The sequence below is a fragment of the Luteolibacter sp. Populi genome (genome assembly GCF_040801775.1).
Taxonomy (GTDB): Bacteria; Verrucomicrobiota; Verrucomicrobiia; order Verrucomicrobiales; family Akkermansiaceae; genus Haloferula.
In genome coordinates, this window is sequence record NZ_CP161812.1 from 5,442,834 (window position 1) to 5,460,232 (window position 17,399).

Here is a 17,399-nt window from a genome sequence, read left to right on the forward strand (position 1 = left end):
GAAGTGGGCATGTCAGGGGTGGAGGGTCGCGTGGGTGCCAATGTAGCCGAAGCCGTGCGAGACCTGGAGGGTGGTGCCGGACGGGTATTGAAGCATGCCGTCCGACTTGATGCCGGATTGGTCCGGGACGAGTCTGATCCGGCCGGTGAAGGTCGCGGAATGGGGTGAATCCTCGGTGACGGTGAGCCGTTCCCGGTCAGCCGTACCGCTGAGGATGGTGACGGTGCCGGACTCGATCCTGGCGTAGTCGAAATCGAGCGGGGCGGTGAGACGGACGATGAGTTGGTCACCGGATTTCGTGAGCGCGATGCTGCTCTCGCTGCGGGCGAGATAGGCGAGGCTGGCATTGAAGGCGGTGTTGAACTGGATCCAGCCCTCGGTCCAGCCGATGTCGCCCACTTCCGGATGATAGGGGTAGTGGGCGTTCTTCGGGCTGCCATCGATGACGAAGCGCGCGTCCGCGAGACGACCGATGCCGCCGGGGTAAAACCTGAACCAGCCGTTCTCGACGCCTTCGATCTCCCGCGGCGCGTCGTAGGAGAAATGGCGGCCGACGGGATTGCGCCCGAACATGCCATCGAAATGCGCCCAGGTGATTTCATCGAGGCGCTGGCGGACGGGTGGGTCGGTGATGAATTCGCGGGCGGCGAGGATGGGAGCGGGAAGGCCGGCGACATTGCCGGGTTCGTTCCATTTCTCCCGGGAGTCACCCATGGGGGTCCAGCCGTCCTTGTCATCGAGCTTGCGAAAGTCCCAGAGATTGTCCGAGCGGCGGACGACGACTTGCGCCCAACCGTTGAGCTTCTCGGCGAGGCCTGCGGGGGCGCGGTCGGGATACTCGCGGAGGAAGTGGGCGAGGCCGGTGATCGTGATGAACTCGCTCATCCGCTGGCCCTTGGTGACGAGCGGGTCATTCCAATCGAGGTGCGTCACCATCCACTCGGCCTGCTTGAAGGCGGCGTCGAAATAGATCGCGGCGTCGGGGCGCTTCTCGCGTTTGGCCACTTCGGACATCAGGAGATTCGGGGCGACGGAGAAGCCGGGCGGCAGGCCACCCTTGGTGGTGCCGAGCCTAGTCTTGAGGGCTAGCAGGTTGTGTTCCGGGCTTTCGTCGTAGGGATAGCGGCGGTCGGATGCGGGATGGGCCCAGGTGGCGAAGGCGTAGTCCCGCACCGCCTGATAGTTCTGGGTGGGAAGGTAGGGTTCGAGCGCGGGCCAGGCGTAGAGGAACCACGCGAGCTCGGATTTCAGCATCTCATGGCCGAGCTTTTGGCTGACGATGACGTCCGCGCCCCAATGGATGAGTTTCACGAGGTCCGGGGCATCGTCTTGATAGGGTTCGAGGGCACCCCAGAGTTTCCGGTCCCCGGGCTTCTCATAGTTCACCTGCCGCGGCATGCGCTCGTAGGCGGATGGGTTTGATAGAAACTGCGGGACGAGGGTGCGCAGTTCCCAGCCGAAGTGGTGGTCATCGCGCCAGCCGAAAGAACCGGCGCAGACGGCGCGGTCGTTGCCGACGTGGTGGCGGCTATCGATCATGAAATCGATGGCGTTCTGATAGGTCACGCGTTCCAGCCACCAGCGGCCAATGCGGAAGGGGACCGAGGTGATGCCGCCTGCCTCGACGACGTATTCATCGTTGCCGGAGGGATCGAAGCTGGAGAAATCCCCGATGTGGTTCTTGATGATGCCGCGTGCCACGACCGCGGTGGTGTCCTTGGCCGGGCGGAGGATGAAGGGCGTGCCATTGGCGAGCGTCGGCGCGGTGAAGCGCTTCGGTTTGCCGAGGTTGAAGCCGCTCTGGTTGAGATAGATCTCCGCGATTTTCTCCTGCGGGGTGGCTGGCGCGGCGGATGCGGCCGCGGCCAGGAGGAGGGCTAGGACAGGGGATCTGTGGATGAGGGTGTCCATGAGGGGTGATGGCCGGGCGACCTTTTCAGATCTGCGGGCTCGTCCGCCGGAACTGCCAGAGTAGCGCGATGCCGGTGGGATGCATGAGCGCCATCACGAAGAATACCGGAGTGTAGGAGAAATCCCTGACCATCCACGACACCAGTTCATTCATGAAGATCCCGCCGGCGGCGCTGCCTGCGGCGATGACGCCGAAGGTGGTGGCCATGATCCGTTTCGGGATGATGTCCACGATGAGCGCGGTGATATTGCTCAACCATGAGGCATGGGCCATGGCGATGATGGACCCGATCGCAATCGCGATGGCGGTGGAGGGGACAATCGCCACGAGTGGGGAAATTGGGATGATGAGGGCCGTGGCGAGCATCAGCCAGAGGCGTGCCGCGGGAGCGTTCATGCCGCGTTTCAAGAGGCGTCCGGAAAGGATGCCGCCGAAGACGAACCCGATATCCGCCATCAGGAAGACGACCCACATGATTTTAAGATCCTCCTGGCTCAGGCCGCGGGCGTCGTGGAGGTACTTGGGCATCCAGAACAGATAGAAGTACCAGACGGCATCGGTGAACATCCGGGCGAGCATGAAGAACCAGACGGCGCGCTGCTTGAAGACGGATTTCCAGAGGACGAGTTCGGCTCCGGGGTCCCGGTCCGCCGGGGGTGCGGGATCGGCATAGGTGGGGTTGCGATTGACGATCAGCCACGGGATGAGCCATGCGAATCCGACGGCTCCGGTGAGGACAAAGGCCCAATGCCAGGAGGTGGCCAGGGCAATCGGAATCACGATCAAGGGCGCGACCATCGCGCCGACGGAGCCGCCCATGGAATAGACGCCGACTCCCATGCCGCGCTCGGTGGGCGGGAACCATTCCTGGATCGCCTTGGGGGAAGCGGTCCAGCCGCCGGCCTCGCCGAGTCCCAGCAGGGAGCGGAAGAAGCCCATGGAGACGGGGCCGCGGGCGAAGGCGGCGAGGGCGTGGGAGAGCGACCACCAACTGACGAACAAGGCCAGACTCAGGCGGCTGCCCAGCCAATCGACGATGCGACCGGAGAAGATGCAGGCGATGGTATAGGCGACCAGAAATGCGCTGAGGACGCGCGAGTATTGCTGATCGTCGATGCCGATGTCCGCCTGGATGGTGGGGGCGAGCATGGACAGGACATTCCGGTCCACGTAGTTCAGGACAGCGGCCAGGAATAGCAGTATGAGGATGATCCAGCGCTTGCGGGAAGGGATGATCGCCGGTGGGTCGGCCGGGGTAGCGGGTGAAGGGGGCATGATGATGCTTCACATCGGAAAGGCGGTCTTGATGGCTGGGTTTGTTTCCTTTACGGGCGCCCCGAGCCGGATGATTCGGCGGTTTTGGGGTTGCCTATGATTTCTGCGATCCCGCTGCCGGATGGCATGCTTGCCAAGCGGTGGGGTCGGGCCAAGCTGCCTGGGCATCCGGTAGGGAGGTGGCGAGCCGATCCTCCTCGGTTTCAACTAGCTCAAGCTTCACAAGGAACATGGAAACGAAATCCCGCTCTTCCCTGGCGCTCTTCCCGGTCCTTGGCCTGGTGGCCATCCTGGCTGGTGCCGCCAAAGCCCCGGCAGCGACGCCGTGCATGGACGTCCTGCATCTTTTCACGGCGGCCGATGTGCCTGCGTTCGCGCCGAGCGAGATCGCGGTCCCGGAGCGGGGGACGAACGGGATCACCCGTTCCGACCTGCCCGGCAAGGGCCTCGCGCAGCACCCGATGCTGTATGTCGGGGAGAACTGCAACACGATGTTCCTGGTCAAGGAGGGCAAGGTGATCTGGACCTATGCCACCGGGGTCGGTCCCGAATACGACGATGTGTGGATGCTTTCCAATGGCAACATCCTCTACAGCCGGATGACCTATGTCGCGATGATCACGCCGGACAAGAAGGTGGTGTGGCGCTACGATTGCAATCTCTCCAAAGATGAGAAGAAGACCGAGATCCATGCCTGCCAGCCGATCGGGTTGGACAAGGTCATGTTCGTGGAGAACGGCCTGCCGCCGAAGCTGAAGGTGATCAACATCAAGACCGGTGCCGTGGAGGTGGACCGCGAGATTCCGATCGAGGCAGGAACAGGCGTTCACGGGCAATTCCGGCGCGCCCGCGTGACCGCGCAGGGAACCTATCTGATTTCCTATCTGGTGGGGAACCGCGTGGTGGAATACGACAAGGACTTCAAGGAGATCTGGAAGTACGAGATCAACCAGCCTTGGGCTGCGATCCGCCTCAAGAACGGCAATACGCTGATCACGAACGAAAAGGACAGCCTCTCACGCGAGGTGAATGCCAAGGGCGAAACGGTCTGGGAGTTCAATTGCAACACGGATCTCCCGGCGGAATACCGCTTCGCCTCCGCCCCGCAAACCTGCACGCGGCTGGCGAACGGGAATACGATCTTCACCTCGCGCGGGAAGAACGGCGAGGGCCCGCAGCTGATTGAAGTGACTCCGGACAAGAAGGTGGTCTGGGTGCTGCAAGATTGGAAGGCGCTCGGCGATGCGACGGCGGTGCAGATTCTGGATGATCCGGGTATTCCGGAAGTGCCCGGGGAGTCGGGGCACTGATCTTAGAAGCTGGCGAAGGCAGGGACCTTTCTCCGAAAGGTCCGGCGGGGGACGGCTTGGAGCCCCGCTACGCTGCCGGTTCGGATTGGAGCACCGCCATAAGCCGGACCGCTCGGAGAGCGGTCCCTTCCTTTTTAAGACAGCCTCTTAGGGCTGATCCCGCCGAGTGGTGCGACGCGGATTGGTGGCGACGACGGGTCGTGAGTCATTGGAGTGATTCGATCGTGAGGCGAAATCCCGGCAAACCCAGGTCGGCTTGCCTTCTTTTGAACTCGAGCTCCGTGAGCGGTCCAACCACGGAGCTGCGCGGAGCTGCGGATTCGTAATCCTTCTTGATGTCCAAATAATAGTAGTGGTCGATCCTGCGATTGTTTTCGGGGTGTTGTTTGGCGACGATATAATTGTGATCCCATCCCACGGCATAAACCATCTCGCCAATCCTCAGGTACGACTGCCGCTCGCCCGGATTCAGATTGAAGACGACCTTCATTTGCTGGGGGGCATCCTCGGCAACGAGATAGTAACTGCCCACGAGATGATGCTTTTCCACCAGTCCGCAACTGGTCGATAACGCGGCGAGCAACAAGGTGCACCATCCGGAAAGATAGGAGAGCTTTGGAGCGAGAAAGCGCGGGTGGTGCGGGGAGGAGATGGGTTCCATCATTTAGCAGCATGTTTCGTTTCCAGCTGCGGCACAATCACAGGCGGTGGGGCCAGTCCTTGAATCTTGTGTGGACTCAGAGGCCGTCTCAAAATTCAAGGACCGACCCTCTCCGGAGGACTCGCCCAGTCTGTAGTGTAACAGGCTATGACCCCAATCGAATTGATAATGTCCCGATCGGAGGGAAGCGATTAGCGTTGCTGAAGTTTTGAACGATCGCTGCCCGGGTCGGGAAATTCGAGCGTGTAGGGCTCTTTATCTTCCTTCAGATAGAATTCATCCTTCACCTCCTTTTCGCCCTTCTTGCCTTTGATGAGAAGCAAGCCGTCGTGGAGTTCCCAGGACTTCCACACTTTCCCGGTATCGAGAATCTTTCCATGGTTGGCGATCTTGAACGGTTCCGCACCTTCCTTGGTGACGCGGGCCCAATCGAGTTTCACCAGAATCGCTTCGAGTTTCTTGTCGTCCACGGCCGGAGCGAGACGTCGCACCATCTTGCCTTTCCACTCTTTGTCACTCACTTCGAGGGTCGTCATGTCTTCCGGGAATTCGATCACATGCTTCCAGTCGGGCGAAAACATCTCCACCTTCCGGGGACCTGTTGGCTTCCATTTGCAGTCGTGATAGGGCATGACCATGGAGCCATCGCCGCGAAACCGGAAGATCTTCCCCCCGCCAAGGTCCCAAGTCGTATTCACGAGGAAAACGCCCAATCCCTTCGTTGAACCCGGAAGCTTCTGTTGATCGGATTTCTCGGCCTTGTCTTGAGCTTGCAACGGGTCAATCAAGCCAGTGAACGCCAGAACCCCAAAGCTCACCACGGCCCAGCTCATCGAAATCTTTAGAGACATGACCTGTCTCTAACTGTCAACTCGGACCCCGTCAACGCCTCGATTGGGCGTTGCTTGGGTCGGTCCTTTAGTCTTGAATTGCGGCGGTCTGAATGAGCCCATCGGAAGAGGCCTGTTTTCACCGGGACGTGTCGGTATCAACCGGCCTCCCGGTCCCCCTTCAGGGGACGTCTCGTGGTGGGCGGTGACCCGGGGTTGCGCTCCGCTTACCCCGGGCTATTTCCCTGCCGCCTCTTCAAGGCTCAGGAGCCCGGAAGTTGCGATGCCCGGTCTTCGTCCGCCTCTCTCTTCAAGGCTTGAGAGCCCAGCAACCAGGACGCCCGGTGTTTATCGAGTGCGGGAACTCCCTCACTCATGACACGTCCACGGCGGTGAGTTCGTCGTGAAGGGGACGTCCTGGAAGGCGGCGGTGATGGACTTCGCGCGGACTTGGAAGACGGGGAGCTCGGGCTTGCCTTCGGAGTTGCGGGAGTAGGTGGCGCCTTGCTTTTCGATGAGGAGCCAGGCACCGAAGATGTTGCCGGGGTATTCGCCCATGAGGATGTCGAGGTCGATGGGCTGGCCTTTGCGGGCTTCGAACCAATCACCGTGGCGGAGGGGGCCGGCCCAGACGCGGAAGTCCTCGGCTTTGGAAGCGCTGGATTGCTGCCACTTGCTCCGGTTCGGCGTGGACTCCCAGTTCGAGACGAGGGTGGTCTTGCCGTTCACCGCGACGGCCATGACGTCGTCCGCGATACCGACGAAGCGGTAGGTGCCGTCTTCCGGCGGGGAGACCTGAGCCTTGTAGATCACGAACCAATAGGACGGCTGCACCACATCCGCGAGCTGGAAGGCATGCGGTGCGGCGGTGGCGCGCATGGTGTGGATGAAGACCTCGGTGGCGTAGATCGGGCGGGTGCCGCGGAAGAAGCCGCGGAGGACGCTCTCGTCCCAGCCGCTGTCGAGGAAGCGGCCCATCACTTCAAGATAGTTCACCTTCACCGGCTGCCGCTTCTGGTTCTGCTTCAGGTCGTAGAAGATGCCGATCATCGAGCCGGTGGTCTTCACCGGTGAGCCGAATGCCGAGCCTTCCTCGATGCCCTGGGCGTGCATGCGGGAGCCGCCGCAGACCGCGGCGAGTGCGGCGGCGGTGGTGAGATTTTGGATGAAGGGAGCCACGGCGGGTGATGGAGTCAGCGGCTTGGCAGTTCTCCCTTGCCGAGGTTGCGGATGTACTGGTCCACCATTTCCTCGTATTCGGAGGGCGCTTTCTCTTTCTCGAGGAGCAGCAGGGCTTCGCGTTTCGGATCGCGCTCCGTGGTCTCGACGGGCTTGATGTCGGAGGGCGTGTTCTCGGCGCGCTTGGCCATGCCCTTGCCTTGCGGGTTGTCTCCCTGACCCTGCCCCTGGCCTTCGCCCGCTTGTCCGGGGCCTTTGCCTGGTGCCGGCGATGGAAGGCCGCCGCCGGGGGACATGCACATGCACATCATCTTTTTGAGAGCCTCCAAGGCCTTGTCGATTTCGGCTTCGGCTTGGTCCAGGTCGCCCCCCGGATCTGCGCCCGGTTGCTTGCCCTCCGGTCCGTCCTTGGGCTCGCCTTCCTTTCCGAGTTTGCCGGCGGCGTCGCCGTTGCATTTGCAGGCCTTGCCGATGTGCTCCGCGATCTCCGGGGGGATGATCCCTTCCAGCAGGTCTGCGGTCTCGCCAGCTTCCTTGAGATCCTTGCCCGATTGAGCGACCTGTTCACGCGGAGCCCCGGGATCCTTTTGCTCCTTGAGCATCTCCTTGGCCTTCTTGATCTTGGCTTTTGCTTCCAGCAGCATGCGGATCAGCTCGCGCATCTCCGGCGGCATCTCCGTCATCTCGGCGGCCTCCGAGACGGTGGCTTCCTCCAGCGACTTCAGGAACTCCTCAATCTCCGGGGAAGAGTTCTCCTTCGCCAATTCCTCGGCCTTCTTCTGCAGGAGATCGCGTGCAGCCGTGAGATCGGCGGCCACCGCGTTCTGATCGCCTACCGCGGTGTTGAGAGCAGCCGGTTCGAAAACGATGGTGGGATCCTCGAACCTTCCGACGAGATTTTCCGACTTCTCCCTGGCGGTGGAATTGTAGCGCGAGGCTTCTTCGTGAAGCTTCGCGATCCCGTCTTGGGCGAGGTCCATCTCGTCGGAGAGATAGCCCTGACCGCGGATGACTCCATCCTGGGAGCGCGCGGTGACCTTGGGGACGAACCGGGAGAGCGTGTCCTGATACTTCAGGAGTTCATCGAGCTTCCTCACCAGCTCGTTGGCCCGGTCCTCGGCGCTGCGGCCGGTGTCGAGGGTGGCGATGACCGATTTCAAGGTCGCGAGGGTGGCGAGCGCGGCGGCCTTCTCCGGCACGGCCCGCGGGGCCTTCCCGTCCGGTGTCAGTGCCGCGTTTTCGGAAGTCTGCACCAGCTTGCCTTCGTCGGCCCTGGCGAGTGCTGCGGCGAAGGTCCTGGTGCGAAGAGGGGAGCCGTGGCTCGCGAGAGCTTCCAGGGCTACCCGTGCCGCGAAGATCTCCCTGGCGATCGCAAGTTGATCCGGACCTGCCGTCACGATGCTATCCTCCGCATCGGGCTTCCCGGCGCGGCGGATCTCGCGGAGGTTGGTGGCCTGGCGCTGGGCGAGCGAGTAGTAGCGCTTCCGCATCAGCACCAGATCCTGCTGAAGATAGAGGCGGTCTGCGATTTCCCGCAGGATCACCTGCATCTTCTTCTGCTGCCAACTGGCGGCGATCAGCTTCTTGCGGAGCTCCTTCGGGTCGTCCAGGCGGCTGGCGTCCTTGAGGATCCCGGAGGTGTCCGGCATGTCGTGCTGCTCCAGCCCGGCCAGATCACGGATCGCGCTCTCCAGCGTGCTCAGCTCGCCCTGCATCGAGCGATACTCGTGAAATTCCTCTCTCAGCGCGGCGATCGCGTCATTCACCCGCCGTGTCTCGCCGCGGAGCTGGTCCTGGGAAGCTCCGGTCTGATGGGCGGACTTCTTCAATTCCGGTAGCTCCTCGGCGGAGCTGTGGAGCGCGCCGAAGGCAATGATGGCAAGGATGGGGAGATGCGTCTTCATGGCTTCCTGCTGGCACGGATGGAGTCGTCGGCTTTCCGGTTCACGTCGCGCTGCTGCTCATACAACTTTTCAATGTCCTTCGCACGTTGACTCATCAGCTCGAGGAGTTCCATCCGTTTTTGCGCCTCCGAGACCACGGTGATGGCTTTTTCCTTGCTGGCTGCGGTCGACGGGCCCTTCAGGCCGTTGTTGTCGCGGGCTTCGATCCAGAAATAGACGGTGCTGCCGATCTCCGGGCGGGGCAGGAGGTTTGCGAGATCGAGTTCGGTCCCGCCCGCGAGGCTTTTGCCGGGCTCGATCTTGAGGGGGTTGGAGCTTTTGGTCTTCTCCGCGAAGGAGAAGGAATTGGGCGTGCCTCCTTCCTCCACGCGGTAGCAGAGATCGACACGGGAGAGGCCGAAGTCGTCGGAGACCTTGTAAGTGAGCGGGATCTTGCTGCCGGGGGTGAGGGTCATGCGGTCCTTCTTCGGCAGGAGGATCGCCGGAACCGGTGGCCGGTCATTGACGATCTCGACGCGGTAGACCGGCTCATTCGAGGACTTGCGGGAATCGCCGGCATTCAAATGCACGGAGAAGGATTTCCAGCCGCGGTCGGGAACCTCGAGATCGATCCCGAAGTTCGTCCGGTCTTGCGCCAAACTCATCCGCACATCCGGCTGGTCCGGGATGAGCAGGGATGCCGCGCGCAAGGATTCGGAAGCCTTGCCCGCGATCCGCAGCGAGGAGCCTTCGAGCAAGCGCAGGCTGCCAGCGGACATTTCGGTTTCCGGGAGACCGGTGTAAGGGGGATAGGTCTGGACGAAGCGGATGCTTTCCAAGTGCGGCGGGATATTCACCGTGACCTTTGAGGAATTGGATTCCCCGTCGTTCGCTTCGAATTGGTAGGTGAAGTCCTCGCGGACGTTCTTCACGGTGTAGCTGAAGAGGGACTGCTTGCCGTCCTGCGTGAGATTCACGGGGATGGTCGAGCTGCCGCTGGCGGAGCGGATCTTCAAGCTTGCCAGCGGCGGGATCACGCCGAGGGCGCGGACGGTGAGCGTGGCATCGGTCCCGGCATCGACGGTGAAATCGCCGGTGGCCGCGATGAGCGCGGTATCGCCGGGGAGGGGATCGCGGGAGAGGAAGATGCGTTTTCCCAAGGTCCATGAAACAGGCAGGCCTGCGAGCACGATGCAGAGCAGCAGGAAGGCCGCGGCACCCAGGGCGCGCTGCTCTTGCTGCCGGGCCGCGCTGGAGTCCACGACCTTCTTTTCCAAGCCGGGAGCCGTCGTCCGCCGCGCGACCTGGTCGATCAGCTTGCGGACCACGGAATGGGCATGATGGGGAAAGCTGTCGGGCGTCTCGCAGAACTCGACCACGGAGATGAGCGAGCTATCGAACTCCGGGAGGCCGCGTTCGATGAGGAGGGCGGAGCGGCGGCGATCGAGCTTCTGCGAGAGCGGGACCAGCACATGCTTCCAGAGGAGGAAGAGGACGACCGCCGCTTGGATCGCGAGGAGCACGGCGCGGGTTTCCCAGGAGAGGCGGAAGTAGCGGTCGACGAGTGCCTGGACCAGCCAGACGATGGAGAAGATCGAGACGAGCAGGGCGGGGAAGATGCGCAGCTTCGTCCGCAGATCGAGGCGGCTGACGCGATGGAGCAGTTCCTCCAAGGGCCGCGGCAGGGCCGGCGTGCCGACACGCACCGCGGCCGTGGGCCCGGCAGCGGCACGGAAGGTGGCTCTGAATTTGTCGCTCTTCTCGCTCATCTCATTTCATTTGAGGCGGACCAGTTTTCGCACGAACCATTCGAGGAAGAGGAAGGAAAGCAGGGCCGCGAGAATCCAGCCCGACTGGTAGAGATCGACCTTCTTGAAGGTGGAAACGGTGGCGCTTCTTTGGGCGAGGAGGCCGGGGAGCTTGTGGAGATCTTCCTCGCGGAAGAAGTGGCCGCCGGCGGCTTCCGCCATACCGCGGAGCAAGCGGTCATCGAGCGCGGTGCGGGTTTTCTCCAGGCGCATGTCCACGACCTCGAACTTCACGATGCCTTCGGGATCGCGGGCGGTGACGAAGGAGTAGCTGCCCGGTTGGGTCGGCACGTATTCACCGCGGTAGGCATTGCGGGAAGTGGATTGGAGGGAGAGCGGGGCGCTCCCGGATTTCCCGTCCACCTTCCAAGTGATCGTGCCTTCGAGCGATGGCGCGATGTAGGGTTCGTAGCTCCGGGTGTAGGCCTTCCCGGAGATGGTGACGGTGTTGCCGGGGGCGTATTCCTTGCGGTCGGTCTTGAGCTGGGTGAGGGCGGATGCGCCTTCGAGCAGTTGCAGGGCGAGCGACTGCATGATCTGGCCCCAGAGGATCGAGTAGTACTTCTCGCCGGTCCGGCTGCGCCAGCGGTAGGTCTCATCGGTGCCGAAATAGACGCAGGTGCCGGAGCCGTGGCCCTGCATCGCGAAGACCGGGAGCTGGCCGTAGCGGCCGGTGCGTTCCGGGCGCGGATCGACCAGCAGAACCTCCGCGCCGGGGCGGATGCGCAGGATCGGAGCGGTCCATCGCACGCCGGGGAAGCCGGCCCAGATTTCGCGGTTGAGCGCGGCATCCGGGTCCATCTGCAGGAAGGGCGATTGCTGGCCTGCGCGGCTGAGGCGGAGCTGGAAGGGCTCGGTGGAGCGGGTGCCGTCCTGGTCATTCCGGGCGAGGTTGTCGGGCACCACCGGGAGCAGCGGCTCCAGCGGCGTGCCGGCGTAGGCGGTGGGGCTGTAGTTCGCCCCGGCCAGGAAGATGATGCCGCCGCCGGCCTCGACCCACTCGGCGATGGTCTGCATGCGGGCCTCACCGAGATCCTCGGGATTCACATCGCCGAGGATGAGCACCTGCGAGGCGAAGAAAGCTTCACGCGTGTCCGGCAGGGCGGGCAGGAAAGGGGAGTCCGGGATCTTGTCGAGACCGGGCTCGCCATCGATCATCACGCACTTCACTTCGAGGCGGCGGTCGCGCTCCAGGTAGTCTAACAGGTAGCGGAAGTCCCAGCGCGGCTCCTGCTCGATCAGCAGGACGTGGAATTTCTTGTCGGTCACGCGGACCGATGTGGTGACCTGGTTGTTCTCGGTGGAGGCCTCGCCGGTTTGGGGCGGGACGGAGATCTCCAAGCGGATGTCGCCGGGATTCTCGGGGACGAGATGGAGCGCGATGTCCTGGCCGCGCTCGTCTTCGATCGCCAGGTCACGCCGCTCCACTTCCACGCCGTCCGCCTTCAGGATCACGGGGATGGATTTGCCCGCCATGCCCTTCGCGCTGATGTGGGCGCTGACCTGCATCCGCTCTCCGACGAAGGCGAGCTTCGGGGCTCGGATGTCTTTCACGATGACATCGCGCGGCGAAGTCATGCCGACGCCGTAGATGAAGAGCGGGACGTTCTGCTCCTTGCAAATCATCGCGGTTTCGAGCGGGGAGGAGCCGCTGTTGTTCGCGCCGTCGGTGATGAGGAGGACTCCGCCGAGGGATTGGGGGCGCGGCTCTTGCAGGACCTGGCGGAGGGATTCACCGATGGCGGTCACCGAGTCGTCGGTCTGGGCGTCCTTGAAGCGCCGGGCGACTTCCTCGCCGAGGGTATCGGAGACCTGGGTGATCGGCTCGCCGATGGAGGAGGCGCTGCGGCCGAAGCCGTGGAATTCGAGGTCGGATTTCTCCGCCAGGCCGCGCCAGAGATCGAGCTGCGGATTGGTGGCGAGGCGCTGGAGGACCTCGGTGCGCGGGGCATTGCCGAGGGTGGTCGCGGTGTCGTCCGGTGGCTTGCCGGGTAGGCCGGCATCGGCGGGGACGGTGCCGGCAGCGATGGCGGCGCGCTTGAGGTCTTCATCGCTTTCGCGGTGATCGGCCACGCGCATGCTTTCCGATCCGTCGACGACGATGGCCAGCGGTTGGCGGACTTCTTCCTTGAGCGTGTGGACCAGCACCGGCTTGGTGAGGAGGGCGACGAGGATCAGGCAGGCCAGGGTGCGCAGCATTACCAGCAGCGCTTTCTTCCAGACCCGCACTCCGGGTGCCCAACGCCAGTAGGCGAGGAGGGTGGCGAGGAAGAGGACCAGCAGGATCAGCGCTGCCTTCGCGGGCGAGATGCCATCGAAGCTCAGGCTCCACGAGGGGTCCTGAGGCAGGAAGGACGGCAGGGCTGCCAGGCATGAAGGGATCCACATCATGCCGTGCGCGCGTGGCTGAAGAAGTGGGCGAAGAAGGCCTCCAGGATGAAGAAGGCCACGGCGATCCAGATCAGCAGGGTCCAGTATTCGCGGGTGATGACCAGCTGCTGTTGGGTCGCTTCCTCGGTCGCGGGCTTGATTTCGTGCAGGCTGGTGAAGAGCGCGGGATCAGCCTTGTGCAGGTCGGACTCGGCGGGGTCGAGTTGGACGGCGAAGGAAGCGATGGGATCCGCACCGACGCTCATGTGATAGATTCCGGCCTTTTCTGTTAGGGCGTAGCGGACGTAGGTCTGGCCTTCATCGGAAGCGACCTGGCCGGCACTGCGGGCGCTCTCGCTATCCGGGCGCTTGACGGTGAATTCCTCGCCGTTCAGTTCGGAGGGGACCACCTTGCGGAAGGCCTCGCCGGGCAGCAGCGAGAGGCGGGAACCCTTGCCGCGGTTCATGTAGCCGAGCAGGCGCTGGGTCAGCGGGACGAAGGCGGGATGGAGCGGAAGGTTCGACCAATCGGGAGTGGCGGGCGTGGCGAAGACGACGATCGCGCCTTCCCCGGAGCGCGATTCGACGGCGACCGGTGACCCATCGGAAAGCGTGGCGATCACGCGGGCTTCCGGCTTCGGCACGAGCGGGAAGTGGCGGAAGACCTTGATCGCGGAAAGGCGGCCCTGTTGGAGATCGTTCCAGAGTTCGGTGATCGGGTGGTTGAAGTCGCCGGATTGCCAGGCGAGGCCCTTGGCTCCTTCGTCGTCGCCTGTCGGGGGGCCGAGGGTGGCAGGGAGCAATCCTGCGAGCGCCGCATTCGCCATCCAGTCCTCCGCCGAGGTCTGGCTGCCGGGGAAGACGACCACGCTGCCGCCGTGCTGCACATACTCGCGCAGCGCACCGGCGGTGGCGATGGGCAGGCTGCCGGGATTGCAGAGGAAGACGGCGTGGACGGCACTGGAAAGCTCCCCGGGCAAGTCGGCGGGGCTGGTGAAGAGCAGCGACATGAAGTGGCGCGGTGCCTCCTCCGAGGGGATCGGCATCAGGGCATTGGCCAGATAGAAGCCATCACGATCGGTCGGCTCCGCGGTGGGATGTTCCTCGCAGATCAGAATGTTCATCTGGCTCACCACATCGAGTGCCGCGGAGCGCCGGTTGTCGGTGGCGAAGGCATCGGGAGGAATCGTCGCGCTGATCGAGTTCGGGCCCGCCTTTTCAAACATCGTGGCGATCGAAGTGGTGACGCTTGCTCCCGGCTCGATGCTCGCGATCACGCTCTCGCCCACGGGCCGGCCCTCGGCGGAGAAGAGGTTCACGCGCAGGTCTTGCACGGGGCTATCGCCATGGTTCGCGACTTCCACGCGGATGCGGGCCGGTTGCAGCGCGGCGACGGTGCCGCTCTCCGGGCTGACGTCGACAATGCCGAGGTTTGCGGGCAGCTTGTCCGCGATGATGACCGGCACGAAGCGGATGCCGGGGTTGGCATTCGCGAGCTTCAGGATCTCCGCGGACTTCAGCCAGGCCGCGCCCTGGCCATCGGTGAAGATGCGGATCTCGCGCGGCATGCCGTGGATGTTCTTCAAGCTCTCGACGGCGAAGCGCAGGCCGGGGAGGAGGTCGCTGCCGCGGTCGCTGAGCGGGGCCTCGGCCAGCATCTTGCGGAAGAGTCCGGTATTCGGGCCTGGCTTGGGGATGAGAGGCTCGGCGCGATTCGAGACGAGGCAGAGGCCGAGCAGCGACTGGCTATCCATCTCGTCCGCCCACTTGGCGATGTCGCGTTTGGCGCGGTCGATGCAGAGTTCGGCGCCGAGGCTGCAGCCCATGCTGGCGGAGTTGTCGAGCAGCACCATCGAGGCGACGGCACCCTTGCCTGCCTGCTCCGGGCTGGCGAAGGCCTTCTGCACCGGGCGGGCGAAAGCGAGCACCGCCAGCGCGACTAACAGAAGGCGCAGCAAGAGCAAGAGGAGGTCCTGGAGCTTCAGCCGCCGCGCGTCCTGGCGGATGCTTTGCTGCAGGAATCTCATGGCCGCCCACTCCGTCGTCTGCACGCGGAAGCGGTTCATGAAATGGATCACGACCGGGATCGAGAGCGCCGCCAGGCCGCCGAGCATGAAGGGGTTCAGGAAGTTCATGGCGCGCTATTTCCGATAGGTGCCCCGGCGGAAGGCGAGATAGGCGCTCAGGGTTTCGGCGATGCTCCTGCCGGTATCGGCGAGCACGTAGTTCGCCTGATACTTTTCGCAGATCCGGCGGATGCGTGCCTGGAACTCCCCGAAGTTTTTCAGGTAGGTCTTGCGGATGTCATCGGGCGAGGTCTTGAGATCCGCGGCGCTCTCGAGGTCCTTGAAGCGCCAGGTGCCCTGAAAGGGAAAGGTGAGCTCGTAGGGATCGAGGGTGTGAAAGACGATCACCTCATTCCCGGAATAGGTGAGCCGCTCGAGTCCCTTCGCCAGGCCTTCCTCGTCGTCGAAGAAATCGCTGATGAGGATGCTGATGCCGCGGCGGCGGGCTTCGAGGGCGACTTGTTCGAGGGCGGTGCCGAGGCGGGTTTCGCCGGTGGCTTGGAAGGCGGCGAGCCGTTCCATGATGTGGTTGATCCGCTGCAGGTTGTCGGTGCGCGGCAGGTATTCCTTCACCTGCGTGTCGACCATGGCGAGTGCCACGGCATCGCGCTGGAGCAGGATCACGTGGGCCAGGCAGGCGGCGATGACCTTGGCGTATTGCAGCTTGGTCAGCTTGCCGGAGCCGTAGTTCATCGAGGCGCTGCCATCGACGACGAGATGTGCCACGAAGTTCGTGTCCTGTTCGTACTGCTTGATGTAGTAGCGGTCGGAGCGGCCGAGGACTTTCCAGTCGAGGTGGCGCATGTCATCGCCGGGGGCGTATTCGCGATGCTGCGCGAACTCGATGGCGAAGCCTTGGAAGGGCGAGCGATGCTCTCCCACGCGATAGCCCTCGACGATTCTCCGGGCGGCGAGACCGAGCGCCTCGCCGCGGGAAACCGCCTCCGCATCCAGCAGGTCAACCGTCATGCCGCGGGATCGCGCTGAGGACCTTGCCAATGATGTCGTCGGCAGCGATGCCTTCGCTCTGCGCGGAGAAATTCGGCGCGATCCGATGTCGCAGCACCGATGGCGCGACGGCCGCGACATTCGAGCAACTGACGTAGAGCTGGCCGCGGATGAGCGCGTGGGCCTTCGCCGCCATGATCAGGCCGAGGCTCGCGCGCGGGCCCGCTCCGAAGCTGAGGTAGCGCTTGCAGAAGTCCTGCGCGCCTTCCTCCTTCGGGCGCGTCGCCCGCACGAGGTCGCGGGCGTAGCGGAAGACGTGATCGGAAACGGGCATGGCCTTCACGATCTCCTGCGCCCTGAGGATTCCCTCGCCGTCCAGGATCTGCTCCGGCTTGCCGGGCGTCATGCCGGTGCCGCGCTTCATCACCTGAAGCTCCTCATCCTCGCTGGGATAGCCGACGTGGATCAGGAAGAGGAAGCGGTCGAGCTGGGCCTCGGGCAGGGGATAGGTGCCCTCCTGCTCCAGCGGATTCTGCGTCGCCAGCACGAAGAAGGGCACCGGTAGCTCGCGGGTCACGCCGCCAACCGTCACGCTGCGCTCCTGCATCGCCTCCAGCATCGCGGCCTGGGTTTTCGGCGGGGTGCGGTTGATTTCATCCGCCAGCACGATGTTCGCGAAGAGCGGGCCGGGCAGGAACTTGAACTGCTTCTCCCCGCTGACCGGATCCTGATAGATGATCTCGGTGCCGGTGATGTCGCTCGGCATCAGGTCCGGGGTGAACTGGATGCGGCGGAAGGAGAGATTGAGCGTCTGCGAGAGCGTCGAGATCAGGAGGGTCTTCGCCAGGCCGGGCACGCCGACTAACAGGGCATGGCTGCGGGTGAAGATCGCGATCAGGATTTCCTCCACCACCTGGGTCTGCCCGACGATGACCTTGCCCAGTTCCGTCTGGATCGAACTGCAAGTCCCGCGGAACGATTCCACGTCCTGGGGCGAGATCTGGGAGTCCTGAGCGGTGGTGCGGGGGAGAGGTATCTGGGACATGGCTCGAAAGGGCAGACGGAATACCGCGAGGGTGTTTTCTAAGATTAGATTGGCGGCATACCCCGCTGATAAGTCCAGCGGATTGCAGTTTGGTCGGCAAGATTTGCCAGCG

Annotated in this window: 12 protein-coding genes; 1 reads left to right on the top strand and 11 read right to left on the bottom strand. The window is 63.5% G+C overall.

Annotated elements, in window-relative coordinates; all coding sequences use genetic code 11:
• Nucleotides 1-12: 12 nt before the first annotated feature.
• Both ABWK72_RS22070 and ABWK72_RS22075 read right to left on the bottom strand, forming a co-directional pair.
• Nucleotides 13-1,911: a hypothetical protein gene (locus tag ABWK72_RS22070; RefSeq protein ID WP_367871741.1), complete on the bottom strand. Its 1,899-nt coding sequence runs from the start codon at nucleotides 1,909-1,911 to the stop codon at nucleotides 13-15.
• Between the two features lie 25 nt (nucleotides 1,912-1,936).
• Complete coding sequence (locus ABWK72_RS22075; protein ID WP_367871742.1) at nucleotides 1,937-3,187, bottom strand: MFS transporter; 1,251 nt, start codon at nucleotides 3,185-3,187, stop codon at nucleotides 1,937-1,939.
• Between the two features lie 230 nt (nucleotides 3,188-3,417).
• Here ABWK72_RS22075 and ABWK72_RS22080 point away from each other — a divergent pair, with 230 nt between their 5' ends.
• Nucleotides 3,418-4,497 (top strand): hypothetical protein, encoded by a 1,080-nt coding sequence (locus ABWK72_RS22080; protein WP_367871743.1) that lies wholly within the window; start codon nucleotides 3,418-3,420, stop codon nucleotides 4,495-4,497.
• Nucleotides 4,498-4,702: 205 nt separating this feature from the next.
• Here the strand turns inward: ABWK72_RS22080 and ABWK72_RS22085 are convergent, their stop codons facing one another.
• From ABWK72_RS22085 to ABWK72_RS22125, 9 genes are all read right to left on the bottom strand, one after another.
• Complete coding sequence (locus ABWK72_RS22085) at nucleotides 4,703-5,161, bottom strand: hypothetical protein (RefSeq protein WP_367871744.1); 459 nt, start codon at nucleotides 5,159-5,161, stop codon at nucleotides 4,703-4,705.
• A gap of 188 nt (nucleotides 5,162-5,349) precedes the next feature.
• Entirely contained in the window at nucleotides 5,350-5,991 is a 642-nt protein-coding gene (locus ABWK72_RS22090) for a hypothetical protein (RefSeq protein WP_367871745.1), read from the bottom strand.
• Between the two features lie 366 nt (nucleotides 5,992-6,357).
• Nucleotides 6,358-7,167, bottom strand: a complete 810-nt coding sequence (locus ABWK72_RS22095; RefSeq protein WP_367871746.1) for a PA14 domain-containing protein — start codon at nucleotides 7,165-7,167, stop codon at nucleotides 6,358-6,360.
• A 14-nt stretch (nucleotides 7,168-7,181) separates the two neighbouring features.
• The gene (locus ABWK72_RS22100) at nucleotides 7,182-9,071 is read right to left on the bottom strand and encodes a hypothetical protein (protein ID WP_367871747.1); all 1,890 of its coding nucleotides are present in this window, start codon (nucleotides 9,069-9,071) and stop codon (nucleotides 7,182-7,184) included.
• Nucleotides 9,068-10,819 (bottom strand): hypothetical protein, encoded by a 1,752-nt coding sequence (locus ABWK72_RS22105; RefSeq protein WP_367871748.1) that lies wholly within the window; start codon nucleotides 10,817-10,819, stop codon nucleotides 9,068-9,070. The genes ABWK72_RS22100 and ABWK72_RS22105 overlap by 4 nt, the downstream gene beginning before the upstream one ends.
• Nucleotides 10,820-10,825: 6 nt before the next feature.
• Entirely contained in the window at nucleotides 10,826-13,249 is a 2,424-nt protein-coding gene (locus ABWK72_RS22110; protein ID WP_367871749.1) for a hypothetical protein, read from the bottom strand.
• Nucleotides 13,246-15,363, bottom strand: a complete 2,118-nt coding sequence (locus ABWK72_RS22115) for a BatA domain-containing protein (protein WP_367871750.1) — start codon at nucleotides 15,361-15,363, stop codon at nucleotides 13,246-13,248. Before ABWK72_RS22115 ends, ABWK72_RS22110 begins: the two co-directional genes overlap by 4 nt.
• Before the next feature lie 6 nt (nucleotides 15,364-15,369).
• Nucleotides 15,370-16,263 (bottom strand): DUF58 domain-containing protein, encoded by an 894-nt coding sequence (locus tag ABWK72_RS22120; protein WP_367871751.1) that lies wholly within the window; start codon nucleotides 16,261-16,263, stop codon nucleotides 15,370-15,372.
• A complete protein-coding gene (locus ABWK72_RS22125; protein WP_367871752.1) occupies nucleotides 16,253-17,287 on the bottom strand; it encodes an AAA family ATPase in 1,035 nt (344 codons plus the stop codon). Before ABWK72_RS22125 ends, ABWK72_RS22120 begins: the two co-directional genes overlap by 11 nt.
• Nucleotides 17,288-17,399: the final 112 nt, after the last annotated feature.